The organism is Terriglobales bacterium (genome assembly GCA_035543055.1).
In the GTDB taxonomy this organism is placed as follows: Bacteria; Acidobacteriota; Terriglobia; order Terriglobales; family Acidobacteriaceae; genus JAIQFD01.
On the sequence record DATKKJ010000037.1, the window covers coordinates 16,336 to 41,122 of the forward strand.

The window sequence follows — 24,787 nt, forward strand, 5'->3', positions numbered from 1 at the left end:
CTGGACTTCAGTGGCCTTCGCGGTCGCCGGGCGCGACGTCCGGAGTATCGAGCTTAAGGGCCATGCCGCGCGGGATCTCGGGCGGGGCGGCGAAGTCTTCCTTCTCGTGCCCCGCGATGGCGGCCTTCATGAACTGCATCCAGATGGGCAGCGCTGCCAGGGCGCCTGTCTCCTTGTTGCCCAGCGTCTTCTTCTCGTCAAAGCCCAGCCACACTCCGCAGGTGATCGAGGGTGAGAAGCCGATGAACCAGGCGTCGGTGAAATCGTTGGTGGTGCCGGTCTTGCCGGCCAGCGGGTGCTTGAGGGTGCTGGCCGCGTATGCTGTGCCGTGCTGCACCACGCCCTGAAGCAGCGAGACCATCACCCGCGCGGTCTGCGCGCTGATGACATCCTTGACCTCGGTGTAGCTCTCCTCCAGCACCCGGCCTTCGTAGTCGGTCACTTTGCGGATGTAGCGCGGAGTGACACGGACGCCGTCGTTGGGAAAGGTGCTGAAGGCGGCGGTCTGCTCGTACAGGGTGATGTCGGCGGCGCCCAGGGCCAGCGGGATCACCGGGGGCAGCGGGGAGGTGATGCCGAAGCGCCGCGCGTACTCGATGACTTTCTCCACCCCCACCTTCTGCTCCAGCTTCAGGGCGGGAATGTTGCGGGAGAAGGCGATGGCCCGGCGCACGGTGATGTTCCCTTCGAACTTGCCGTCGTAGTTGTGCGGCGTGTAGGGCCCGGAGGCGGTCTGGAAGGTGATGGGCGCGTCCAGGACGACGTCGTCGGGCGACCCGCCGTTGTCGATCAACGCCGTGTAGACGTAGGGCTTGAAGGACGAGCCCACCTGGCGCAGCGCCTGGGTGGAGCGGTTGAACTTGGATTCGTCGAAATCGCGCCCGCCGACCATGGCCTTGATGTCGCCGGTGGAGTTGTCGATGGCCAGCAGCGCTCCCTGTGCCCCGGAATCCTGCTCCAGCTGGACCTTGGCGACGGTGTCGGCGAGCGAGAGCACCTTGACGTACGCGATGTCGCCGGCGGAGAGGATCTCGACCGGCCGCTTGCGGCCGGTCCACTTCATCTCGGCGGTGGTGATGCTGGCGGTGTAGCGCCCCAGCTTCAGCGTCGCTGATTTGTCGCTCGCCGCCGTCACCAGCGCGTGTACGTAGGAATTGGGCCCGATGGGTTGGTCCCAGTCGGGATCTGAGTAGCCATCGAGCGTGTTCCCCATGGCGATGACGTTCTTGAGCCGGCCCTTCCAGCCGTGGCGGCGCTCGTAGGCGGCTACGCCGTCCAGCACCGCCTGGTTGGCCGTGGCCTGCAGGTCCCGGTTCAGCGACGTGTACACCCGCAAGCCTCCGGTGTGCACCTCGTCGCTGCCGTACTTGCGCTCCAGGTAGCGGCGGATCTCCTCGACGAAATAGGGGGCCAGCCAGTTGTTCCCGCTCTGCAGGTTGAGCTTCAGGGGAGCGCGCTTGGCCCGCTCGCCTTCTTCCTTGGTGATCTTGCCGTCCTCCACCATGTTGTCGAGGACCAGATTGCGCCGCCGGACGCAGCGCTCCGGGTTGTTGATCGGCGAATAGTAATTGGGCGCCTTGGGCAGCGCGGCGAGCACCGCGGCCTCTTCCAGGGCGAGCTGACGCGCGGGCTTATTGAAGTAGTACTGGGCGCCGGCCTCAAAGCCATACACGCCGTGCCCGAGGAAGATCTGGTTGGCGTAGAGGGTGAAGATCTGGGGCTTGGTGAAGCGCCGCTCGATCTGGATGGCCAGCATGATCTCCTGGATCTTGCGGCCGTAGGTGCGGTCGGCGGAGAGGAACAGGTTGCGGGAGAGCTGCATGGTCAGCGTCGAGGCGCCCTGCGCCCGGCTGCCCGCCACCAGGTCCCGGTAGGCGGCGCCCAGGACGCGCCAGAAATTGATGCCCCAGTGCTTCTCGAAGTCCTTGTCCTCGGTGGAGATCACCGCATCGCGCAGCGACTTGGGAAAATCCTCGTAAGCAGCGATGACGCGGCGCTGCAGGGCGAAGGAGCCGATCACGCGGCCCTGGTCGTCATACAACTCGGTGACCGAACTGGGCCGGTAGCGCTCCAGTTGCGTCACCTGAGGAAGGTCGGTGGTGTAGACCACCAGCAGGCCGCCGATGGCCCCGATGGCCGCCGCCGCCACCACCAGGAAGGCGAACAGCACCCGGCCGACGTACTTCCGTCCGCCTACACTGATGGGAGGAAGATCCGAATAAAGGGCCATGGCCGCGCTTCGCGAGGAGCTACGGTCAGAATACACCAGCACCCAGTACCCGGTACCTGGTCAGCTTTTCCAGAGAAACGAAAACCGCGGTCGCCCGCGGCTTCAGCTTGGTACTGGGTACCTGGTACTTGTTACTACGCCTTCAGCGGCTTCGCCTTCAGCACATCGATGGCGCGCTTAAGCTGCTCGTCGTTCTTGTTGGTCTTGCGTTCCTCGGGCGGAACGCTCTCGGTCTCGTTCTCGTCGGGCAGCACCGCTTCGTCGTCCTGGTCCGCGACCAGGATGTTCGGCGTGACGGCCGAATCCTGGATGGCCTTGCCGTTGGGCGTGTAGTACTTGGCCACAGACAGGATGAGGGCCGAGCCGTCGGGCATGTTGATGAGGTTCTGGACCGAACCCACGCCGAAGGTCTTGTCGCCGAGCACGTCCCCGCGGGCGTTGTCGAGCACGGCGGCGGCCACGATCTCGGCCGCGCCGGCGGTGCCCCGATTCACCAGCACCGCCAGCGGCATGGGCGGCAGATTGGTGATGGCCTTGGAAGGATCGGCGTCAAAGGTCTTGCGCCCGTACTTCTGGCCCTGGATGTAGGTGATGACCCCGTGGTTCAGGAAGAGATTGGCGGCCGCGATACCTTCTTCCTCCTCGCCGATCGCCACATTGCGCAGGTCGAGCACCAGCTTCTTGGCGCCCTGTTTCTGCAGGTCCTTGATCTTGGCCGCAATCTCCTGCGCCTTGCCCTTGGTAAGGGCGTCCACACGGATGTAGCCGATGCCGTCCTCCAGCAGCTTGTCCGTGGCCGGCGGGACGCTCACGATGGTCCGGGTGATGGTGAGCTTCTGTGGCTCCACCTTGCGGGTGCGCACGATGGAGATACTCACGTTCGAGCCGGGCTGCCCGCTGAGCAGCGTGTTGACCTCGGCCAGCGACATCTCGCGCGTACTGCGGCCCTCGATGGCCTCGATGATGTCGCCCGTGTCCACCCCCGCCTTGTCCGCGGGGCCGCCCGGGAGGGTCGAGATCACTGCCGCGTAACCGTAGCGCTTCGAGACGGCCGCCCCGATGGTGCCCTTGCCGTCGCTCTTGTGCTCCTTGTACTGCTTGTACTGCGCGGGATTCAGGTAGCTGGAATTGGCGTCGAGCGATTCCAGCAGGCCGTGCAGGGCGCCGTCGGTGACCTTCGGGATGTTGGGGTCTTCGACGTATTCGGTGCGGATGCGCGACAGCACTTCGCTGTACACGCCGAGCTGGCGATACGCGCCATCGTCGCTCGAGGCCTTCACTCCCAGGCCGCCGACTACGGCAACCAGCACGACGACCACGGAGATGCTCAGAACTGCTACCTTCAGGCTTTTGGACATCAGGAAATCTTTCGCGGGCGGTCCCCTTGTGACTCGATTATAACCCGGGCCGCGGCTGCTCGGGCCTACTCAATAGACGCTTCTGGAGTGATCGGCGTTTCTCTGTTTTTTCCCTTCTCCGAAGGAATATTCTGGCTCCGGAACACCTGTGTCCCGGCTCGACGACATCCTCGGCCAAAGCGTAGGCGCGCTGCGCGCCCACAAGCTGCGCGCCTCGCTGACCATCCTCGGTCTGATGATGGGAGTCGCCACCCTGATCGCGGTCATGACCATCGTCCAGGGCGCGAACCTCTATGTCGAGAGCAAGATCGCGAACCTGGGCACGGACGTGTTCCAGATGGCCAGGACCCCCTTCGTGGTCACCGACTGGGACGCGGTCATCAAGGCGCTGCGCTACAAGCGCGTCGAGATGGACGACCTGCGCGCGGTGTCGGAACGCTGCACCAGTTGCGTGCTGGTCGGGGCCTCGGCCTCCGCCACCGTGCACGTGCGTTACCAGGACAAAGAGCTCAGCGACATCAGCATCATCGGGCACACCGCCAACATGGCGGAGATCGACACCCGCACCATCGAGCTCGGCCGCTACTTCAGCGACTCGGAGGACCGTGGCATGGCCAACGTGGCCATCGTCGGGCAGACGCTCGTGGACCAGTTCTTCCCCGGGGTCGATCCGCTGGGCCGGGTGCTGCGGGTGAACAATGAGGAGTTCCGCGTCGTCGGCACCTGCGAGCGCATCGGCTCGGTACTCGGCCAGGAGCAGGACAATTTCATGATCGTCCCGCTGCGCTCTTATCTGCGCCAGTTCGGCAGCCGCTCCAGCCTCACCATCAACGTGAAGGCGGCCGGGTCCGGCGTGCCCTTCAACAAGGCGATGGACGAAGCCCGCCTCATCCTGCGCGGACGCCGGCACCTCCAGCCCGGCCAGCCCGAAGACTTCTTCATCGGCACCAAGGAGAGCTACATCTCCTTGTGGAACTCCATCAGCGGCGCCTTTTTCGCCGTCTTCGTGATGGTGAGCGCGATCTCCGCCGTGGTCGGCGGGATCGTGATCATGAACGTGATGCTGGTGAGCGTGACCGAGCGCACCAAGGAGATCGGCGTGCGCCGCGCGGTCGGCGCCACCCAGCGCGACATCCGGCGGCAGTTCCTGCTGGAAAGCGTCCTGCAGTGCATCATCGGGGGGGCCGCCGGCATCCTGGGCGGCTTCACCTGCGCGGTGATGCTGCGCAATTTCACTTCTTTCCCGGCGGCGGTGCAGACCTGGGTGGCGATCCTCGGACTGGTCCTCAGTTCCGCCATCGGCCTGTTCTTCGGCATCTATCCTGCGACCCGCGCGGCGCGCCTTGATCCGGTGGAGGCCCTGAGGGCGGAATGACGCGCCACGACCTCAAGGAGAACCTGCTGAACGCTCTGGCCACCTTGCGCGGCCACAAGGTGCGCTCCGGGCTGACCGTGCTGGGCATCGTCATCGGCGTGACCTCGGTGATCTCGGTAGCTTCCATCATCGACGGCCTGAACCTGTACATCCAGAAGCGGGTCGAGTCGTTCGGCTCGCGGACCTACTTCATCTCGCGCATCCCCTTCGGGCAGCCGCCCGACCGGCTGCCCGAGAAGATGCGCTCTCGCCGCTATCTCGAGGTCGGCCACGCGGAATACCTGCGTAGCGCCTGCCCCGACATCGAGCTTGCTACCCCCTTCAAGACCCGGGCCTTCTTCTTCGGCCAGAGCAACGAGATGCACGTGGGCGACAAGCGCGTGGAACGAGTCATCCTGCGGGGCGCCCAGCCGGATTATGTGGACGCCATCCCCCTGTTCTCGGTCAGCGAGGGCCGTTTCCTCTCCCGCTTCGATGAGGAGCACGCGCGCGACGTCGCGGTCCTGGGGGCGGCGGTCGCTGATTCCCTCTTCCCCAATGCCGATCCGGTCGGGAAGACCGCTTACTTGAACGGCAGGCTGTACGAAGTGATCGGCGTCTTTGAAAAGGACCCTGGGCTGTTCGGGGGCGGTGGCGTGGATGCCTTCGTGATGATCCCGTTGTCCAACTTCCAGAAGAACTATCCGGAGTCGAAGGAGACCCACATCGCCTTCACGATTCCGCGGAACGGCGACCCGCAACGGGGGGTGGACGAGGTCACCGAGGCGATGCGCCGCATCCGCCACCTGCGCCACGACCAGGACAGCGATTTCGAGGTCATCTCCTCCGATTTCCTGACCCAGCTTTGGAACCAGCTCACCGGCGCACTGGTCATTCTGACCGGCGTGATCAGCTCCGTCGGCCTGTTGGTGGGCGGCATCGGGGTGATGAATATCATGCTGATCTCGGTCACCGAACGCACCCGCGAGATCGGTGTGCGGCGCGCCATGGGCGCCCGCAAGTCCGACATCCGGGTGCAGTTCCTGCTGGAATCGGTGCTCCTGACCAGCACTGGCGGCGCGCTCGGCATCATGATCGGCATCGTCGTCGCCGCGGTTGTGCGCAACGCCTTCGCATCCGTGCCTGCTACCGTCTCGTTGTTCTGGGTCGCCGCCGGCGTGGCCATGTCCGTGGGTGTCGGCCTGTTCTTCGGTTCTTACCCGGCAAACCGCGCCGCCAACCTCGACCCCATCGTCTGCCTGCGCTACGAATAACCTCGCCGCCCCCGTCCCGCCTCCTTATGTAATCTTTTTGTAAACCTGACGGCCGTCACAGCATTGTGTGCCGGCGACACGTCATGCTTGCAGGACGGGAAACGCTGCCTCCAGCTCACTGAGCAGCTTCCGGCTTGATACATGGAACAACATCCCAAAGGTTCGAACGCCCGCATCCTGCTCACCAGCGTGTTTGGCCCGTACGCGCGCGACGACGAGTTCGGCAGCCGCGCCATCAATCCCATGGAGCTCTTCCAGAACCAGGTGACCCGCGCCCAGGGCGCGTTCTCCCTGCGCATGTTCCACCGCTCCTGGGGGATCACCATGATCCAGCACAATATCTCCGCCCCCTGCACGGTATTGGATTTCCCCACGCGGGAGAGGCTCGCCGAGGAGCTCAGCCGGGAGCGCTATGACATCGTCGGCATCAGCTCCATCATCGTGAATCTGCGCAAAGTGCGGGAGATGTGCCGCATGGTGCGGGAGCTGTCGCCGGGGAGCACGATCATCGTGGGCGGGCACGTTGCCGCCGTTCCCGGGCTGGAGCACATGATCGACGCCGACCACATCGTGAAGGGCGAAGGCATCGCCTGGATGCGGCGCTACCTGGGCGAAGACGAGCACGCGCCTATCCGCCACCCGCACATCATCTCCGCCTTCGGCGCCCAGGTGATGGGCGTGCGAGATCGGGAGCGCGCCGGCGGCACCGCCGCCACCTTCATCCCCTCGGTCGGCTGTCCCATGGGCTGCAACTTCTGCACCACCTCCGCGTTCTTCGGCGGCAAAGGCAAGTCCGTGAACTTCTACGAGACCGGTGACGAGCTCTTCCAGGTGCTGTGCGACATCGAGGCCGCCCTGGGGGTGCAGTCGTTCTTCGTCATGGACGAGAACTTCCTGCTCAATCATCAGCGGGCGCTGCAGCTCCTGCAGCGCATGAAGGAGCACGGGAAGGCGTGGATCTTCTACGTCTTTTCCTCGGCCAACGCCATCCGCAAGTACACCATGGAGGAGCTGGTGGAGTTGGGGATCTCCTGGATCTGGCTGGGGCTGGAGTCGCCGCGCTCCGGATACGCCAAGCTGAACGGCACCGACACCCTGGCGCTGGCCCGCGAGCTGCGCGCGCACGGCATCAAGGTGCTGGGCTCCACCATCGTGGGCATGGAGCACCACACGCCCCAGAACATCGAAGAAGAGATCGAGTTCGCCGTCTCCCACGACACCGACTTCCACCAGTTCATGCTCTACACGCCGGTGCCGGGCACGCCTCTGTATGAACAGATGAAGGAGGAAGGCCGGCTGCTCGAGCACATGGACCTGGCCGACATCCACGGCCAATTCAAGTTCAACTTCCGGCACGCCGCCATCTCGCACGGCGATTCCAAGCGCTTCCTCGACTGGGCTTTTCGCCGCGATTTTGAGCGCAACGGCCCCAGCCTGTTCCGCGTCTGCCGCACGACGCTCGAGGGCTGGAAGCGCTACAAGGACCACCCCGACGAGCGGGTGCGCCGTCGCTTCGAGTGGGAGGCGCGCGACCTGAAAGCGACTTACGCCTGGCTGCTGTGGGCGATGGAGAAGCGTCTGAGGAAGCAGAATCCCCCGGTGAGCGCGAAGATCCGTTCCTTGCGTCGCGAGCTGTCGCGGGAGTTCGGGGTCCTGCGGACCCGCCTGCTGGCGGGCGTGATCGGCCCCGCCATCCTGTGGATGCACAAGCGCGAGGAGAAGCGCCTGGCCGCGGGCGTCACCTACGAGCCGCCCACCATCCTGGAGCGCAGGAATTGGGCCTCAGTCTAGACAAGCGAAAGCGCCGCCTCGACCCTTTGCAGGAAGGAATCCGAGAGTTCCTCGTCCCGGATCTGGTCACCATTGAAGAATAGCGGGCACAGCCGCTGGGAAGCGCTGAGTACGAACATGAACCCCTGGGCGGGATGGTCGCGCTGGATGCTTTTCCAGGCATCGATTTCCCGCCCCTTGCGGGAAGCCATGCTGAGCAGCACCAGGCCATAGCGCCCATCTTCCCACGGGCGGCCCAGATCAGCCAGTGAGCCGACGGTATCGACTGCATAACCGTGCGTGAGCAGCATCAGGGCGCGGAGCTTGCGCGCCTTTGAGTTGTCATCCACCAGCAGGATCTTTGCCGCGGAGTTGTCACTCATCCCTGGATTCTTTCTCCGCATGGCGCACGGCCTCGGCGAAGGAGGATTGCGCAGAGCCTTCCATGGTAGGACTGGGCGCTGGACCACATCGCTCTCGGCGCAGGAGCGTCATTCGCCAAGCGGCTTCCAGCAACCGTCCCCGTCCGGGAAGTCCGTCGCAGGTCTTGGCGATGAGAGCGTGAACCCTCTTCCTGGGATCAGCCGGGCCGGCCTCGGGAGACTCATGCTCATGCAAGGGGTTCAACCCCAGGTACGATGGTTTTCCGACGAAGAAGCGAACCGATTGTCCCGGTCGGTCTTCCTTCATGTCGGCGCGCAGCTTCAGCGCGGCTTGCCGGTCACGCGGCAGATCGATCAGCACCAGCGCGTAGGGTGACTCCCGCACCATGACTCGCGCCTGGGCGGCGTCGGTGGCGCAGCATACACTGATTCCCATGCGCGTCATACTCGCCAGCCGCAGCTTGCGCTTCCTCGGATCGGCGTCCACCAGCAGCACGCGGTCGTTGCCGATGCCCACCGGCACCATGCCCGGCTCCGGTGAGGCAGGCCTCACCATCTCTTGCACGTTGTCCACGAGTTTCTCATTTCCCGGACCAGGAGAGCGGTCCGTCCGATGCTTGTCCCGCATCTGGTGCGGGCCGGTTCAATCGCGAAGGCGCAAGGTGGGATAGGCGATGTGTCTTCGTGGTTAAGCGGTGACCCGAGTATACGCTGCGAGCGATGCCTTCCGGCAGAATTCGGAGGGCGTCAACGCCGCCGTGGAGAATGAAAGGGCGGCTTCACAGCCGCCCTTTCGAACCTTCTACACCGCGATTTAGAGCGGCTGAACGTTCTCTGCCTGGAGTCCCTTCGGACCCTTGGTCACCGTGAACTGCACGGCCTGGCCTTCCTGCAGGCTGCGGAAACCGCTCGCCTGGATGGCCGAGAAATGCACGAACACGTCTTCGCCATTCTGCCGGCTGATAAAGCCGAACCCTTTGGCGTCGTTAAACCACTTCACTGTTCCTTGTTCCATTTGTAACTCTTTTCTCTTTTTGTGATTTACGCTGAGACTGAATCGGAGGGTACTGCAGGCAGGAAACTCGTGAGAGAAACTTGCGCACAACCGCTTCACTTCAAACGCAGCCTTATCATACAGGGAAGATGCAGATTCTCCTAGCGAATTCGGCGGCCGGCAAGAAATAGATTCCCCCGCCTGCGCCGACAACGCCGGCACTGAAGTCACGAATACCCTGAAGATAATAGGAAGGGCGGGTCACACAACCTGCCCTTCACCCTCTTTCACTGCGTACCGAGTACCGAGTACTGAGTACTTCCTCTACAGCTTGCGCAACACCTCGAACACATCCTCGTTGTCGGGCTGCTGGTCGAGGGGATAGATCTTGCTGAAGACGACCTTCCCTCCCTTATCGATGATGAACACGGCACGCTCGTTGATGCCGGGGATGGGGTCGCCCTGCCGCAGCACGCCGAACTTCTGTGCCACCGAGCCATGGGGATAGAAATCGCTGCCCAGGGGATAGTTCAGCAAGCCGATATCTTTCTTCTGCCACGCGATGTGGCTGGGGATCGAGTCCACGCTTATGCCCACGACCTGGGCATCGAAGCCGGCGAACTTGTCGAGGTCCGCGTTATACGCCGGCATCTGTGCGGTTCAAACCGGGGTCCAATCAAGAGGATAAAAGGCCAGGACGACATGCTTCTTGCCCTTGAAGTCGCTCAGCTTTACCTTCTGCCTCTTGTCGCCGACGACCGCAGGGACCTCGAAGTCCGGCGCCATTTCACCGACTTTCAACGCCATTCGGGGTTCCTCCGCACTACTGCTTCGTCCGCCAATCGATGGCGAACATTCGATTGTAGTCAGCGGGGAAAAAAGGGACAAGTCACAGGCTAGCCGATCCACCACAACCAGAGCGCCCAGGAACGGCACCATCACCAGGCACACGACATCGTTGACGAAGAATACCGAGAGCACCCCGCTGGTGAAGAAGATTCCCGGCCCACACACACGCGGGGCACGGAACCTCTCCGGAGCGTATGATTCCCCTGCACGTTTTCCAGATAACGCGAGCGGAACAGCGCGGCATCGGAACCCGAGAGGAGGCATCCTTGTTCGGCTTCAGCTCCTACAACTACGAGAAGTTCACGCGCGACCTGCTGGTGAAGGACATGGAGGCCTGTAGGTCGGCGGGAGGCCCGGAACCGGGCGAAAAGGCCCCCGACTTCGAAGGGCGCACCCTGGACGGCGACAAGATCAGACTCAGCGACTTCCGGGGCGACCGGAACGTCGTGGTGACTTTTGGGTCGGCCACCTGCCCGATGACCGCAGGTTCGATCGGCGGCATGAACAAGCTCTGCGAGGTGTACCGCGGCGAAGACGTGCGATTCCTCTTCGTCTATGTGCGCGAGGCCCACCCCGGCGAAGAGATCCCCGCCCACCAAGAGATGAAGGACAAGGTGCGGGCGGCGCAGATCCTCCAAGCAGAAGAGCAGATCGAGATGCCGATCGTGGTGGACGAGCTGAGCGGGCCCATCCACCGCAGGTACGGCAAGCTCCCGAATCCCACCTACCTGATCGACAAGTCGGGACGCGTCGCCTTCCGCTGCCTGTGGACGCAGCCTGGAGTGGTGGAGGACGCCCTGGAAGCCCTGCTGGAACGACAGCGCGAGCGCGGCGTGGATCACGCCGTGGTCAATAGCGGGGAAGACCGCTCCATGCCGGTCTCGTATGCGGTCATCCATGCCTATCGGGCGCTGGAGCGCGGCGGCCAAAGGTCGCTTGCGGACTTTCGCGAATCCATGGGCCTGCCGGGACGTGCCTTCCTGACCGCCAGCCGCGTAGTGCGGCCCGTGGCCATGAATCCGGGCAAGGCGATCGCGGCGGCAGCCTTGGCCGCGGGCGCGCTCACCGCCGGTCTGCTGGCCGGCAAGAAACTGCGCCAGCAGAGATGGCAGCGCGACCTGCCCTACGACGTCCACCAGGCGCCCACACAGCGCAAACCCAAACGAACGGCGACCGGGACGGACGATTACGAGCCGGTGGGGATCTAGTCCTGGTTCTCAGTCCTCGGTCCTCAGATACAAAACAAGCGCCTCCGCGAGGAGGCGCTTTCCTATCTGCGAACTGACAACCGAGGACTGAGAACTACCTCCCGGCGCTGACCACCTCCGGCTTCGGCCTGCCGGCCAGCAACTGCCGCAACACGTACTGCAGGATGCCGCCGTGGCGGTAGTAGAGCGTTTCCTGCGGAGTATCGATGCGCACCAGAGCGCGGAACTCCTTGACGCCGGCGGGCCCGGTGGCACGGACCGTGACCTCACGGCCGGTAGCGAAGTTGTTCTCTACCAGCTCCTTGAGGCCCACGATGTCGTAGGACTCCTCGCCGGAAAGGCCGAGGGAGTCGGCGGTGGCGCCGCCCAGGAATTCCAGCGGCACGATGCCCATGCCCACCAGGTTGGAGCGGTGGATGCGCTCGTACGATTCGGCGATGACGGCGCGGATGCCGAGCAGTCGCGGTCCTTTCGCGGCCCAGTCGCGCGAGGAGCCCGAGCCGTACTCTTTGCCGGCCAGGACGATGAGCGGCACGCCTTCCTGCTCATACTTCACCGAAGCGTCGAAGACGGTCATGGTCTCGCCGTCGGGGAAGTGGCGGGTCCATCCGCCTTCGGTGCCAGGGGCGACCTGGTTGCGCAGCCGGACGTTGGCGAAGGTACCGCGCACCATCACCTCGTGGTTGCCGCGGCGCGAGCCGTAGGAGTTGAAATCCTTGACCGCAACGCCGTGGCCGACGAGGTACTTGCCGGCCGGGCTGTCGGGCTTGATGGAGCCGGCAGGCGAGATGTGGTCGGTGGTGATGCTGTGGCCGAGCTTGAGCAGCACGCGCCCGTCCTTGATGTCTTCCACCGCCGGCGGAGTGTGCGGCATGTCCACGAAGTACGGCGGATGCTTGACGTAGGTGGACTTGGGGTCCCAGGCGAAGGTCTCGCCGCTGGGAACCTGCATGTTCTTCCAGCGCTCGTCGCCTGCGAACACCTGCGAGTAGTTCTGCTGGAACATGTCGGAGCCAAGCGCCTTCTGGATGGTGTCGGCCACCTCGCGCTGCGTGGGCCAGACGTCTTTCAGGAAGACCGGCTTGCCGTCCTTCCCCTGGCCGAGCGGTTCGTTGGCTAGGTCGATGTCGATGCGCCCGGCCAGGGCGAAGGCCACCACCAGCGGCGGCGACATCAGGTAGTTGGCGCGGACCTCGGCGTTGATGCGGCCCTCGAAATTGCGGTTGCCGCTGAGCACGGACACGGCAACCAGGTCGTTGTCCTGGATCTGCTTGGAGACGTCGGCCGGGAGCGGACCGGAATTCCCGATGCAGGTGGTGCAGCCATACCCTACGGTGTTGAACTTGAGCTGATCGAGATAAGGCGTCAGGCCGGCGCGCTTGTAGTAGTCGGTGACGACGCGCGAACCCGGAGCCAGCGACGTCTTCACCCAGGGCTTGGTGGCGAGTCCTTTCTCCACCGCTTTCTTCGCTAGGATGCCGGCGGCAACCATCACTGACGGATTCGAGGTGTTGGTGCAGCTGGTGATGGCCGCGATGACCACCGAGCCATTGTGCAGCTTGCCGTCGCCCGAGCCATCCTTCTTCGCGTTGGGCTTGAGCAGCGAAGGCAGCGCCTGCTGGAAGTTGGACTTCGCCTGGAAGAGCCCGACCCGGTCCTGCGGGCGCTTGGGGCCGGCGATGCTGGGCTCGACGATGGAGAGATCGAGCGTGAGCGTGTCGGAGTACTTGGCCTCCGGCGACTCCTTGGTGCGGAACAGGCCCTGCTCCTTGTAGTAGGCCTCGACCAGGGCGATGAGGTCGGGCGGGCGGCCGGTAAAGCGCAGGAAGCGCAGCGTCTCCTCGTCCACCGGGAAGATGCCGCAGGTGGCGCCGTACTCGGGAGCCATGTTGGCGATGGTGGCGCGGTCGGCCAGCGGCAGGTTGTCGAGCCCCGAGCCGTAATACTCTACAAACTTCCCGACCACGCCCTTCTTGCGCAGCATCTCGGTGACGGTGAGCACCAGGTCGGTAGCGGTGGAGCCTTCGCGCAACTGGCCGGTCAGCTTGAAGCCGACCACCTGCGGGATGAGCATGGAAACCGGCTGGCCGAGCAGCGCGGCCTCGGCCTCGATGCCGCCGACCCCCCACCCGAGCACGCCCAGGCCGTTGATCATGGTGGTGTGGGAGTCGGTGCCCACGAGGGTGTCGGGGTAGGCGGTGGGCTGCCCGTTCTGCTTCACGAACACCACCCGCGCCAGATACTCGAGGTTGACCTGGTGCACGATGCCCATGTCGGGCGGCACCACCCGGAAATTCTTGAAGGCCGACTGCCCCCAGCGCAGAAATTGGTAGCGCTCGCGGTTGCGCTGGAATTCGAGGTCGGCGTTGATCTGCAGCGCCTGCGGCGTCCCGAACTCGTCCACCTGCACCGAGTGGTCGATGACCAGTTCGGCAGGCGAGAGCGGATTGATCAGCCCGGGATCGCCGCCCATCTTCCTCATGGCGTCGCGCATGGCGGCCAGGTCCACCACCGCGGGCACGCCGGTAAAATCCTGCAGCAGCACGCGGCTGGGGGTGAAGGCGATCTCGGTGCTGGGGGTGGCGGCGGCGTCCCACTGCGCCAGGGCGCGGATGTCCTCCGGCATAACCGAACGGCCGTTTTCGGTGCGCAGCAGATTCTCCAGCAGGATGCGCAGCGAGTAGGGCAGCCGGTTGGTGGACAGGCCCTGCCTGTCGAGGGCATCGATGCGGTGGATCTCGTATTCCTTATTGCCGACGCGGAGGGAAGAGCGACTTCCGAAACTGTTCTGCATGGCTACAAACCTTCATGAAGGGCGGTATCAAACCTCTTACACTACCACTTCAGGAACGCTGATTCTATAGATTCAGGAGGGGGTTGAATGGACGCGCCGTCACATGCGGCCGAGGGCAGGGTGCTAGACTGCCACCGAGCTGCATCGATGAAGCGCCATGACTGACCACATTCCCTACGACGGTCCACGCTCGCTGGAGGGCGTGCACAGCACGGTCGCGGTGCCGCACCATGAAGCCGGCTTCTGGGAGCAGTGGCGGGCCTTCGTCGGCCCGGCCATTCTCATCAGCGTGGGCTACATGGATCCCGGCAACTGGGGGACCGACCTTCAGGCGGGCGCACAGTTCAAGTACGGCCTTCTGTGGGTGGTCGGCCTGGCCAGCCTGATGGCCATCTTCATGCAGATCATCTCAGCCCGACTGGGAGTGGTGACCGGAAAGGACCTGGCGCAATGCTGTCGCGACTGGTATCCGCCCTGGACCCGCTGGCCCAACTGGTTGCTGGGCGAAGTCGCCATCGGCGCCTGTGACCTAGCCGAGGTCCTGGGCAGCGCCGTCGCGCTCAACCTGCTGTTTCACATCCCGCTGCTGTGGGCGGTGATCATCACCGGCCTCGATGTGCTGCTGCTCCTGGCCTTGCAACGCTTTGGCATGCGCACCATCGAGGCCGTCGTGGTGCTGCTGGTGGCCACCATCGGCATTTGTTACTTTATCGAGCTGTTCGTTCTTCCGCAGACCAAGCCCGCCTTTTGGGAGATGGGGCGGGCGCTGGTCTCGCCGAATTTCCGTCAATACGGGATGATCTACGTCGCGGTCGGGATCATCGGCGCCACCGTCATGCCGCACAACCTGTACCTGCACTCGGCGCTGGTGCAGAGCCGCAGGCTGCAGCGGGACGAACACTCCATCCGCAGCGCGATCCGATTTAACACCATTGACTCCATCGTGGCCCTGACCATCGCTTTCTTCGTGAACGCGGCCATCCTGGTGCTGGCGGCGACCGTGTTCTTCGGCAAGGCCAGCGTCGTGGCCGCCGGCGGCCAGGTGGTCACCTTCAGCGCGAACAGTGATTGGATCCGGGTCGCATACTTGACCCTGGCTCCCTTGTTGGGGACGGCCGCCGCCAGCACGCTGTTCGCGGTGGCCTTGCTGGCCAGTGGGCAAAGCAGCACGATCACCGGGACGCTGGCCGGACAGGTGGTGATGGAAGGCTTCATGCGCTGGCGGATCCAGCCGTGGCTGAGGCGGCTCATCACGCGCACCCTGGCCATCCTGCCCGCGGTCTTCATCATCGGCTTGCGGGGCAACAGCGGCGTCACCGACCTGCTCACTCTCAGCCAGGTCGTGCTGGCGCTGCAGCTTCCTTTCGCCATGTTTCCCCTGCTGCATTTCACCAGCTCGCGCAAGCGCATGGGGCCATGGAGGAACAGCCGTTTGCTGCTGGTCGCCGGTTGGGGGAGTGCTATTCTCATCACCGCCATGGACCTCTATGGCCTTCCTGCCTCCCTCCGGGCCGCGTGGCAGGTGATCGCCGGCGGATAGCTTCTCAACGGAAAAGGTCATGTACGACACCATCCTCGTGACGCTCGACAGCACGCCCACCGACCGGGCGATCATCGAGCACGTCAAACGTCTGGCGAAGCTGGCGAACAGCCGCGTGGTGTTGCTCCATGTGGCGGATGGGTGGGCGGCGAGACAATACGGCCCCGACGCCGTCAGTCCCGAGATCGCCGAAGACACCGAGTACTTGCAAAAAGTGCGAGCGGAATTCCAGGCCGCCGGCGTTCCCGCTGAAGCCGAGCTGGCCTACGGCGAGCCCGCTCGGGAGATCGTCAAGTGGGTGGAGCAGAAGGGCTGCGACCTGGTGGCGATGAGCACCCACGGGCATCGCTTCCTTGCCGATCTGTTCCTCGGCACCACTGCCAGTCGCGTGCAACACAGCATCAGCGTCCCCGTTCTTCTGCTCCGGGCAAAGACGAAGTAGCCGCGGGCCAAACGCGCAGCCTTCCTCTCGCGATTGACACCCGCACCGGCGGACGCCTAACCTTGTTTTCTTTTCAAGCCATGAAGGTCCTTGTCATCGGAAGCGGCGGGCGCGAGCACGCGCTGGTGTGGAAGCTGCGGCAGTCGCCGCGGGTGCAGCAGGTGGTGTGCGTCCCGGGGAATGGCGGCATCTGCCGCGACGCCGAATGTGTCGCCGGCGACGTCAAGAGCGTGGACGCGCTCCTCGGCGTCGCCAACCAGGTGCGCCCCGACCTGACGGTGGTCGGGCCCGAGCTTCCGCTCGCCCTGGGCGTGGTGGATGAATTCCAAAAGCGCAGCTTCGCGGTGTTCGGCCCCACGGCCGGCGCGGCGCAGCTGGAATCGAGCAAGAGCTTCGCCAAGGAATTCATGCAGCGGCACCACATTCCCACCGCCCATTACGCGGTCTGCAAGTCCAATGACGAAGTGAAGGGCGCGTTGCCGCACTTCAAGCCTCCCATCGTGGTGAAAGCCGACGGCCTGGCGGCAGGCAAAGGCGTGGTGATCACCGCCACCAAGGACGAGGCCACCGCGGTCGCGGCCGAGATGCTCAGCGGCAAGATGCTGGGTGACGCCGGCGTCAAGGTCGTGCTCGAAGAATGCCTGCAGGGCGAGGAGCTCTCGTTTCTGGTGATGAGCGACGGGGAGCGCGTGGTGCCGCTGGTGGCGGCCCAGGACCACAAGCGCGTGGGCGACAACGACAGCGGACCCAATACCGGCGGCATGGGCGCGTACTCGACCGATGCGCTGCTCGATCCCAAGATGCAGGGCTGGCTGATCACGCACATCGCCAAGCCGGTGGTGGCCGGTATGGCCGCCGAAGGGCATCCGTACAAGGGCATTCTCTACTGCGGGCTGATGATGACCGCGCGCGGGCCCATGGTGCTGGAATTCAACTGCCGCTTCGGCGACCCCGAGACCCAGCCCATCTTGATGCGCCTGGAATCCGACCTGGTGGACGCCATCGAGGCCGCCATCGGAGGGCGCGCCAGCGAGGGAGACTTCCGCTGGGCGAAGGACCCGTCGGTCTGCGTGGTGCTGGCATCCGGCGGCTATCCGGGTGCCTACGAGTCGGGGAAGAAGATCACCGGGTTGGAGCAGGCGGCCAAGGTCGAGGGCACGGCCGTGTTCCACGCCGGCACGTCGTACCGCGACGGCGGGTTCTACACCGCCGGCGGCCGCGTGCTGGGAGTGACGGCGCGGGCCGCCGATCTGCCCACCGCCTTGGCGCGAGTCTATGAGGCCGTCGATCGCATCCAATTCGAAGGGATGCACTACCGCAAGGACATCGCCGCCCGGGCAATGAAGCAGAAGGCATAGAGAGACATGGACAAAAAGCCGGTAGTCTCCATCGTCATGGGCTCGGACTCGGACCTGGAGATCATGCAGGAATGTGCCAAGGCCCTGGACGGCTTCGGCATTCCCTACGAGATCGATGTCACCTCGGCGCATCGCTCGCCCGCGCGCACCAGCAAGTACGCGCGCGAGGCCGCGGGGCGGGGCATCAAGGTGATCGTTGCCGGCGCCGGTGGCGCCGCTCACCTGGCCGGAGTCATCGCCGCCGAGAGTACGCTGCCGGTCATTGGTGTGCCCATCCCTTCCACTTCGCTGCAAGGGCTGGATTCCCTGCTGGCCATCGTGCAGATGCCCGCCGGCATCCCGGTCGCGACCGTCGCTGTCGGCAAGGCGGGGGCCACCAATGCCGGCATCCTGGCGGCGCAGATCCTGGCCACCGCCGACCCGGAGATCGCCAGGAAAATGCAGGCCCACAAGGAGAAGCTCGCCCGGGGCGTGGAAGAGAAGTCGGCGAAGTTGCGAGGCTCGGCAAGGAAATGAGCGGCGTCAGCTTCAAAGAATTACTGCGTTACACCGAGTTGGAAACCGCCAAGTGGCACCACTTCCTGAATAGCGCCGGGCCGGGGATCCTCGACGTCCCCTTCGACACCGCGAACCAGAAAGACGTGCGCGGGGTGCTGCTGCACATCTTCGCCGTCGAGTTGCGCTACTCCGAGCGGTTGCTCGAGACCGAAGTGACCGCCTACGAGAAGCTGCCCACCGGGACGCTGGACGAGCTGTTCGGCATCCATGCCCGGGCGCGCAAGAACATGGACCAGTGGCTGGCGCAGACCAACGAGCGCGACATGGCCAAGGTCCTGACCTTCCCCACCATCACCGCCGGCACCCTGACGGCCAGCAAGCGCAAGTGCCTGATCCATGCCCTGCTGCACGGCGTCCGCCACTGGGCCCAGATGGCCAACACCCTGCGCCTCAAGGGCTATAAGCAGGACTGGATGCACGACTTCCTGCTCTCCGACGCGATGGAGTGAAGAGATTGAGTAATTGGGAAATTGGGTGATTGAGTAATTGCCATGCACCCGTCCGTGTTCCAATTACCCAATTACCCGATTACCCAATCAGAGCTTCAGTGTCTTCAGATATGCGCGGAAATCCTCACCCAGGTCCGTCCGCTGGAGCGCGAACTCCACCGTGGCTTTCAGGAAGCCCAGCTTGTCGCCGGTGTCGTGGCGCTTGCCCTGGAAGCGGAACCCGTACATCTTCTCCTGCTGCAGCAGCAGGCGCATGCCGTCGGTGAGTTGCAGCTCACCGCCGGCGCCCAGCGGGGTGCGCTCCAGCATCTCGAAGATGCGCGGCGTCAGGATGTAGCGCCCGATCACCGCCAGTTTGGAGGGCGCATCCTTCATCTTCGGTTTCTCCACCACGTTCTTGATCTCGACCACGTTCTCACCGAAGCGCGAGCCGGAGTCCTTAGGATCGATGACGCCGTAGAGCGAGATTGCCGGCCCCTCCACCACCTGGGTGGCGATCACCGACGACTGGGTCTGGTTGAAGACCTCCATCATCTGCTTCAGGCAGGGGGTGGGCGCATCGATCACGTCGTCGGCCAGCAGCACGGCGAAGGGCTCATCGCCGACCAGTTCCCGCGCCATCAGCACGGCGTGCCCCAGGCCCAGGGCCTCCTTCTGGCGCACGTAAGCCACGTGGATCATGTCGGAGATCTGGCGCACCACCGTGAGCAGCTCGGTCTTGCCCTTCTCCTCCAGCATCTTCTCCAGCTCATAGCTGACGTCGAAGTGGTCCTCGATGGCGCGCTTGCCGCGGCCGGTGACGATGATGATCTGGTCGCAGCCGGCAGCCAGCGCCTCTTCGACCCCGTACTGGATGATGGGCTTGTCCACCAGCGGCAGCATCTCTTTGGGCTGCGCCTTGGTGGCGGGCAGGAAGCGCGTGCCCAGGCCGGCAGCGGGGAAAACGGCTTTGCGGACTTTCATGCTATCTCGGGGCGGGGATGCGGCGGCGTTCGCCATTCTTGTTGCGGGTCGCTCGCTTGCGACCCTCAGGAGGAGCTGGGGCTCCTCGCAGCAATCCTTCGACGCTCAGGTCTTCATCGATTTCCGGCCAATGGATGCCGTAGCCTCCGGCGGAGATGCGCCACTGGCGGCGCTGCCGGGCAGAAGCGTTCAGCAAGCGCGGATACCACACCAGGGGGACACTGATGCTGCGTCCGTCCATAAGCCGCACGACAAGGTCGTCGCTCGTGACTTTCACGTCGGCAACGCGCTCATCCGCCTGCAGCGCCAAAATACCCATGCCATGCCTCCAGCAGTGTCGCCCGGTGTTCTCGGACGATCGATTCTATCCTGCGCAGCTCTGCAGCGGAAAACCCTAAGTTCCGGGCCAGTGCAACCGGATCGAGCCAGAACTTCGCGGAGAACTTCTCCCGATCGACGTGCACGTGTGGCGGTTCGTTCGGCTCGTGACTGAAGAAGTAGAACCGATACGGCCCGACTCTGAGCACGGTCGGCATGCGCCCGCATTCTACGCCAGCCGCCTTTGCCGACCTCAATCGGCTGCGATCTTGGGCACCGACAGCTCCTCCAGCAGCGCACGTAAGCGCCCCAGCACCTCTTCCGCGCTGGTGGATGCGAGTTGGAACTTGAGCACGCCGCTGGGGCTGAACTGGGCGCCGCGGTTCTGGGCCACGAAGCGCGCCAGCTTCTCCGGGTCCACCGCCGCGCTCTCCGCGAACTTGACATTGACCACTTCGCGCCGCCGGTCGATGGCCGTCACTCCCACCTGCCTGCACAGCAGCTTGAGTGCGGCGTACTCCAGCAGGTGCCGCACCGCCGCCGGCGGCTCGCCGTAGCGGTCCTCCAGCTCCGCGCGCACGTCCTCGAGCTGCGCCTCGCTCGCCACCGCGGCGGCGCGCTTGTACATGCGCAAACGCTGGTTCTCCTCCCGGATGTACTCCGCTGGGATGCGGATATTGATGCCCAGGTTGAGTTGGGTCTCGACCTCGGCGAGCACTTCCTCGCCTTTGAGCTCGCGCACCGTGCGCTCCAGCATGGTGGTGTACAGCTCGAAGCCGACGGCGTCGATATGTCCGCTCTGCTGGCCTCCCAGCAAGTTGCCTGCCCCGCGTAGCTCCAGGTCCAGGGCGGCGATCTTGAAGCCGGCTCCCAGATCGGAGAACTCCTTCAGCGCCGCCAGCCGCCGCCGCGCCAGCGGTGTCAGCTCGGCTTCGGGCGGGACCAGCAGATACGCGTACGCCCGCCGGTTCGAGCGCCCCACGCGCCCGCGCAGCTGGTACAGCTCCGAGAGCCCGTGCCGGTCCGCCCGGTTGACGACGATGGTGTTGCACAGCGGGATGTCGAGGCCGTTCTCGATGATGGTGGTCGCTACCAGCACATCCGCCTCGTGCTGGATGAAGGTCAGCATCACCTTCTCCAGTTCGCCCTCCGACATCTGCCCGTGCCCGACGATCACCCGCGCCTGCGGGGCCAGTTCCTGCACCTTGGCCGCGATCTCGTAGATCGTCTCCACCCGGTTGTGCACGAAGTACGCCTGGCCGCCGCGCTCCAGCTCGTGTTCGATGGCGGTCTTGATCAGCTTTTCGTCGAAGGCGGCGACCACCGTCTGGATGGCGATGCGGTCGCGCGGCGGCGTCTCGATCACGCTCATGTCCCGCAGCCCGGTCAGCGACATGTGCAGCGTGCGCGGGATGGGTGTGGCCGAAAGCGTCAGCACGTCCACTTCCTTCTTGAGCTGCTTCAGCCGCTCCTTGTGCTTGACCCCGAAGCGCTGCTCCTCGTCCACCACCACCAGCCCCAGGTCGGTGAACTTCAGGTCCTTGGAGAGCAGGCGGTGCGTGCCGATCAGGATGTCCACCTTGCCCTGCTCGACCTTTTCTACGATCTCCTTCTGCTGCCTGGACGAGCGGAAACGGCTGAGCATCTCGACCGCGATGGGGAAGGCGGCGAAGCGCTGCTTGAACGTCTGGTAGTGCTGGAACGCCAGCACCGTGGTGGGCGCCAGCACGGCGACCTGCTTGTTGTCGCCCACCGCCTTGAAGGCGGCCCGCATCGCCACCTCGGTCTTGCCGTAGCCGACGTCGCCGACGATCAGACGGTCCATGGGCTGCGGCGACTGCATGTCGCGCTTCACATCGGTGATGGCCTGCTCCTGGTCCTCGGTTTCCTGGTGCTCAAAGGCGTCGTCGAATTCCCGCTGCCATTCGGAATCCGTGGGGAAGGCATGGCCCTCTGCCAGCTTGCGCTGGGCGTAGAGCTTGAGCAGCTCGTCGGCCATGTCCTGCATGGCCTTTTTGACCCGCGCTTTGGTCTTGGCCCAGGTGGCGGTGCCCAGGCGGCTCAAGACCGGCTTGGCGCCCTCGGCGGAACGATACTTCTGCACCAGGTCAAGGCGGGTCAAGGGCACGTACAGACGGGCGCCCTCGGCGTACTCCAGCACCATGAACTCGACCGCCGTGTCCGCCTGCTGGATCTCCTTCAGGCCCTGGTACTCGCCGATGCCGTGTTCGATGTGCACCACATAGTCGCCGACCTGCAGGTCACGGAAGTCGGAGAGGAAGGCCGAGGTCTTCGACTTCGGGCGGACGGGGCGGGTGAGCACCGCCTCGGACTCCTCGAACAGGTCGCCGTAGCCGAAGAGGATGAGCCCCGCGTCGGGCAGCGCCACGCCGTTTGGAATGGTCGCTTTTACTACAATTGTAGTTGTAACCTCCTGGGCGAAATACGCGCTTTCCTCCAGGTAGGGATCGGCAGCGGCGGCATGGGCCCGGCTGCCCAGCCGGAAGGGGACGCCGTACTCGCCGAAGATGTCAGCCAGGCGCTCGACTTCGCCGATGTTGGCGGCGGCGAAGAGCACCCGCCGGCCCTCGCTGGTCAGCTTCTTGAGTTCTTCCACCATGGCCGGCATCGAGCCCCGGAAACGGGTGGTGGGCTGCGATGTAAACGACAAATGTAGTATGTCGCTCGGCTGCTCCAGCCCTAGCTGTTCCAGCGAGCCGCCCGGCAGGGTTGCCACCCGTTCCCGCCACGACTCGGGCGCCAGATAGAGCTCATCCGGACGGGCCAGCTCGCCCACGCCGCTCTGCTCGTGTGCCTGGATGACCTTCTCCCACCAGCGGTCCAGTTCATTGTTCACCGTGGCCGGCTCGTCCACCAGGACGGCCACCGTGGGAAGCAACTGGAAGAGCGTCGTATCCGCCCCAGCCAAGGAAGCGTAGAACTCCCAGCCGGGGAAGACGCTGACCCCGCCGGCCACGGCCGCCTCTTGCAGCAGCTCGGCGCTGCCGGCGAGCCGCCGGCCCGACAATCGGCCATGCACCGCGGCCAGCAATTCCTCGGTCACCGGGGTCTCGGTCAGCGGCAGGAGCACGGCCTCATCGGCCGGGTTCTGCGAACGCTGGGTCGCGGGATCGAACCTGCGGATCGATTCGACCTCGTCGCCGAAGAATTCGACGCGCAGCGGCCGGTCGGCGTCGGGGGGATAGACGTCGAGGATCCCGCCGCGCAGCGCGTACTGCCCGGGCATTTCCACCACATCCACCGCGATGTATCCAACGGTGTTGAGGTGCTCGATGAGGTGCTCAGTATCGATCTCTTCGCCGCGCCGGATGACGCGCGCCAACCCGGCATAGAAATCCGGCGGTCGCATGCGCATAGCGGTGGCGCACACCGGGGTCACGACGATCGAGGCAGCGCCGGTCGCCATCTTCCACAGGGCGATCGCGCGCTGCTCCTGGATCTCCGGATGGGGCGACAGGTTCTCGTACGGAAGCACGTCGTAGCAGGGCAGGTTGACGACGGCGGCCGGATCGGCGGCGCCGGTCAACTCGCAGAACGCCTGCAGCACCGGAAGCACGGTCTCGGCCGCGCGGTTATCGGAAACCACCAGGATCAGGGGTACGCCGGCGGCGCGGTGCAGCAGTGCCGCGTAGAGCGCCTTCGCCGTAGGGGTCAGCCCGGAGACACGTATCCGCCCCGCGCCGGCCCGGAGGTGGGGGGCCGCACGCGCGATTTCAGGGCTCTTTTCCACGTCCGCGAAGAGTTCGCGGACGAACGGCAGGACCATTACGGATTCATTCTAACAGTTGGCGGACGCGGGGCCGTGGTCCGCAGTAGCACGTCGAACAGCGGCCAGAAGATGGCGAAGTCGGTGGAGGGGACGTCATGATGCCGCATGTGGCGGGCTCGGGCCGCATCCAGCCAGCGCGGCAGCCAACCGCCCATGTGGAAGCGCCAATGGATTTCTTCGGTCACGATGAAATAAACCGCGAAGCTGATGAGCACGCCGGGAACCAGGTTCAGGCGCAGGTAGTAGTCGGCCAGGGCGAACGGCCAGATGTTCAGCACGAACATCCCGATGACGAACAGCGGGCGACCCGCGAGATTCACATAGAGCGGCTCTTCCGGACGGCCCAGCGAGGCGTGGTGCAGCATGTGTCCGTCGCCGGTCCAGGTGCCAGGCCAGTGCAGCGGCCAGCGGTGCAGCGCGTACTCGAAGCCATTGGCCCAGAGGAAGCCGATCACCAGCCCGGCCGCCCACATCGCGGCACTCGGAAGGCTCTGCGCGGCGAAGATCGCGGCGGGGACCACGCCGCACAGAGCGGCGGTGACCGCATTCCGGGTGTTGATGGCGCGCCCGCGCCGCAAGGAAACGATCTCGGATTGGACTGCCGAAGACATCTTCCGGTAGAGACGCCCGTCAGGGCGTCTCCCGCTCCCTGCCTGCTATATTAGATGGTTCTCAGCCTAGCGTCGCCATGACTGTGAGCGCCTCCCGCAAACTCGAGAAGTCCCGCGAACTCCAAGAAAAGGCCGAAAAGCTCATTCCCGGCGGGGTGGATTCGCCGGTGCGCGCGTTCCGCGCCGTGGGCGGGGATCCGCCCTACATCGTGCGCGGCGCCGGCTCGCGCATGTACGACGCCGACGGCAACGAGTACATCGATTACGTGCTCTCCTGGGGGCCGCTGATCCTGGGCCACGCCTTCCCCGCCGTCGTCGCGGCCATCGCCGAGGCCAACAGGAACGGCTCCAGCTTCGGCGCCAGCACGCCGGCGGAAGCCGACCTGGCCGAACTGGTGCTCGAAGCCTATCCCTCGATGGAGAAGGTGCGCTTCGTCAGCTCGGGGACGGAGGCCACGATGTCGGCCATCCGCCTGGCCCGCGGAGCCACCCAGCGCAAGTACATCGTCAAATTCGAAGGTTGCTATCACGGGCACTCCGACGC

22 protein-coding genes are annotated in these 24,787 nt (G+C 64.8%); 10 read left to right on the forward strand and 12 right to left on the reverse strand.

Annotated elements, in window-relative coordinates:
* Nucleotides 1-7: 7 nt before the first annotated feature.
* Nucleotides 8-2,230, reverse strand: a complete 2,223-nt coding sequence (locus VMS96_02650; protein ID HVP42300.1) for a PBP1A family penicillin-binding protein — start codon at nucleotides 2,228-2,230, stop codon at nucleotides 8-10.
* A 134-nt stretch (nucleotides 2,231-2,364) separates the two neighbouring features.
* Nucleotides 2,365-3,588 carry a S41 family peptidase gene (locus tag VMS96_02655; GenBank protein ID HVP42301.1) on the reverse strand — a complete coding sequence of 408 codons (1,224 nt, stop codon included), beginning with the start codon at nucleotides 3,586-3,588 and terminating at the stop codon, nucleotides 2,365-2,367.
* Nucleotides 3,589-3,736: 148 nt separating this feature from the next.
* Between VMS96_02655 and VMS96_02660 the strand changes: the two genes are divergently transcribed.
* From VMS96_02660 to VMS96_02670, 3 genes are all read left to right on the forward strand, one after another.
* Nucleotides 3,737-4,963 (forward strand): ABC transporter permease, encoded by a 1,227-nt coding sequence (locus VMS96_02660; protein ID HVP42302.1) that lies wholly within the window; start codon nucleotides 3,737-3,739, stop codon nucleotides 4,961-4,963.
* Nucleotides 4,960-6,216, forward strand: coding sequence for an ABC transporter permease (locus VMS96_02665; GenBank protein HVP42303.1), 1,257 nt, complete (start codon nucleotides 4,960-4,962; stop codon nucleotides 6,214-6,216). Before VMS96_02660 ends, VMS96_02665 begins: the two co-directional genes overlap by 4 nt.
* Nucleotides 6,217-6,357: 141 nt before the next feature.
* Complete coding sequence (locus VMS96_02670; protein ID HVP42304.1) at nucleotides 6,358-8,007, forward strand: radical SAM protein; 1,650 nt, start codon at nucleotides 6,358-6,360, stop codon at nucleotides 8,005-8,007.
* Here the strand turns inward: VMS96_02670 and VMS96_02675 are convergent.
* The 4 genes from VMS96_02675 to VMS96_02690 all read right to left on the reverse strand — a co-directional run bounded on the left by VMS96_02675 (nucleotide 8,004) and on the right by VMS96_02690 (nucleotide 10,476).
* On the reverse strand, nucleotides 8,004-8,369 hold the full coding sequence (locus tag VMS96_02675) for a response regulator (protein ID HVP42305.1): 366 nt from the start codon (nucleotides 8,367-8,369) through the stop codon (nucleotides 8,004-8,006). The two genes, VMS96_02670 and VMS96_02675, sit on opposite strands and share 4 nt — an antisense overlap.
* The gene (locus tag VMS96_02680) at nucleotides 8,362-8,943 is read right to left on the reverse strand and encodes a hypothetical protein (protein ID HVP42306.1); all 582 of its coding nucleotides are present in this window, start codon (nucleotides 8,941-8,943) and stop codon (nucleotides 8,362-8,364) included. The genes VMS96_02675 and VMS96_02680 overlap by 8 nt, the downstream gene beginning before the upstream one ends.
* 240 nt (nucleotides 8,944-9,183) lie before the next feature.
* A complete protein-coding gene (locus VMS96_02685; GenBank protein HVP42307.1) occupies nucleotides 9,184-9,384 on the reverse strand; it encodes a cold-shock protein in 201 nt (66 codons plus the stop codon).
* Nucleotides 9,385-9,687: 303 nt separating this feature from the next.
* Nucleotides 9,688-10,476, reverse strand: coding sequence for a redoxin domain-containing protein (locus VMS96_02690; GenBank protein ID HVP42308.1), 789 nt, complete (start codon nucleotides 10,474-10,476; stop codon nucleotides 9,688-9,690).
* 2 nt (nucleotides 10,477-10,478) lie between these two features.
* On the opposite strand from VMS96_02690, the gene VMS96_02695 reads away from it, so the two are divergent.
* Nucleotides 10,479-11,420 carry a deiodinase-like protein gene (locus VMS96_02695; protein ID HVP42309.1) on the forward strand — a complete coding sequence of 314 codons (942 nt, stop codon included), beginning with the start codon at nucleotides 10,479-10,481 and terminating at the stop codon, nucleotides 11,418-11,420.
* Between the two features lie 94 nt (nucleotides 11,421-11,514).
* Here VMS96_02695 and acnA read toward each other — a convergent pair whose 3' ends face one another.
* Nucleotides 11,515-14,214, reverse strand: a complete 2,700-nt coding sequence (gene acnA, locus VMS96_02700; protein HVP42310.1) for an aconitate hydratase AcnA — start codon at nucleotides 14,212-14,214, stop codon at nucleotides 11,515-11,517.
* A gap of 157 nt (nucleotides 14,215-14,371) precedes the next feature.
* Here acnA and VMS96_02705 point away from each other — a divergent pair, with 157 nt between their 5' ends.
* The 5 genes from VMS96_02705 (at nucleotide 14,372) to VMS96_02725 (ending at nucleotide 18,561) form a co-directional block, all read left to right on the forward strand.
* Nucleotides 14,372-15,754 (forward strand): Nramp family divalent metal transporter, encoded by a 1,383-nt coding sequence (locus VMS96_02705; GenBank protein ID HVP42311.1) that lies wholly within the window; start codon nucleotides 14,372-14,374, stop codon nucleotides 15,752-15,754.
* Between the two features lie 19 nt (nucleotides 15,755-15,773).
* On the forward strand, nucleotides 15,774-16,196 hold the full coding sequence (locus VMS96_02710; GenBank protein ID HVP42312.1) for a universal stress protein: 423 nt from the start codon (nucleotides 15,774-15,776) through the stop codon (nucleotides 16,194-16,196).
* Between the two features lie 80 nt (nucleotides 16,197-16,276).
* Complete coding sequence (gene purD, locus VMS96_02715) at nucleotides 16,277-17,554, forward strand: phosphoribosylamine--glycine ligase (GenBank protein HVP42313.1); 1,278 nt, start codon at nucleotides 16,277-16,279, stop codon at nucleotides 17,552-17,554.
* A gap of 6 nt (nucleotides 17,555-17,560) precedes the next feature.
* Nucleotides 17,561-18,070, forward strand: coding sequence for a 5-(carboxyamino)imidazole ribonucleotide mutase (gene purE, locus VMS96_02720; protein HVP42314.1), 510 nt, complete (start codon nucleotides 17,561-17,563; stop codon nucleotides 18,068-18,070).
* Nucleotides 18,067-18,561, forward strand: coding sequence for a DinB family protein (locus VMS96_02725; protein ID HVP42315.1), 495 nt, complete (start codon nucleotides 18,067-18,069; stop codon nucleotides 18,559-18,561). Before purE ends, VMS96_02725 begins: the two co-directional genes overlap by 4 nt.
* An 87-nt stretch (nucleotides 18,562-18,648) precedes the next feature.
* Here VMS96_02725 and galU read toward each other — a convergent pair whose 3' ends face one another.
* The 5 genes from galU to VMS96_02750 are packed head-to-tail and all read right to left on the reverse strand — an operon-like array spanning nucleotide 18,649 to nucleotide 24,243.
* The gene (galU, locus tag VMS96_02730; GenBank protein ID HVP42316.1) at nucleotides 18,649-19,524 is read right to left on the reverse strand and encodes a UTP--glucose-1-phosphate uridylyltransferase GalU; all 876 of its coding nucleotides are present in this window, start codon (nucleotides 19,522-19,524) and stop codon (nucleotides 18,649-18,651) included.
* 1 nt (nucleotide 19,525) lies between these two features.
* A complete protein-coding gene (locus VMS96_02735) occupies nucleotides 19,526-19,843 on the reverse strand; it encodes a DUF2442 domain-containing protein (protein HVP42317.1) in 318 nt (105 codons plus the stop codon).
* On the reverse strand, nucleotides 19,815-20,060 hold the full coding sequence (locus VMS96_02740; GenBank protein HVP42318.1) for a DUF4160 domain-containing protein: 246 nt from the start codon (nucleotides 20,058-20,060) through the stop codon (nucleotides 19,815-19,817). Before VMS96_02740 ends, VMS96_02735 begins: the two co-directional genes overlap by 29 nt.
* 35 nt (nucleotides 20,061-20,095) lie before the next feature.
* Nucleotides 20,096-23,629 carry a transcription-repair coupling factor gene (mfd, locus tag VMS96_02745; protein HVP42319.1) on the reverse strand — a complete coding sequence of 1,178 codons (3,534 nt, stop codon included), beginning with the start codon at nucleotides 23,627-23,629 and terminating at the stop codon, nucleotides 20,096-20,098.
* Nucleotides 23,629-24,243, reverse strand: coding sequence for a sterol desaturase family protein (locus tag VMS96_02750; GenBank protein ID HVP42320.1), 615 nt, complete (start codon nucleotides 24,241-24,243; stop codon nucleotides 23,629-23,631). The genes mfd and VMS96_02750 overlap by 1 nt, the downstream gene beginning before the upstream one ends.
* A 77-nt stretch (nucleotides 24,244-24,320) precedes the next feature.
* On the opposite strand from VMS96_02750, the gene VMS96_02755 reads away from it, so the two are divergent.
* A partial coding sequence (locus VMS96_02755; protein HVP42321.1) for an aminotransferase class III-fold pyridoxal phosphate-dependent enzyme occupies nucleotides 24,321-24,787 on the forward strand: 467 nt, incomplete at its 3' end.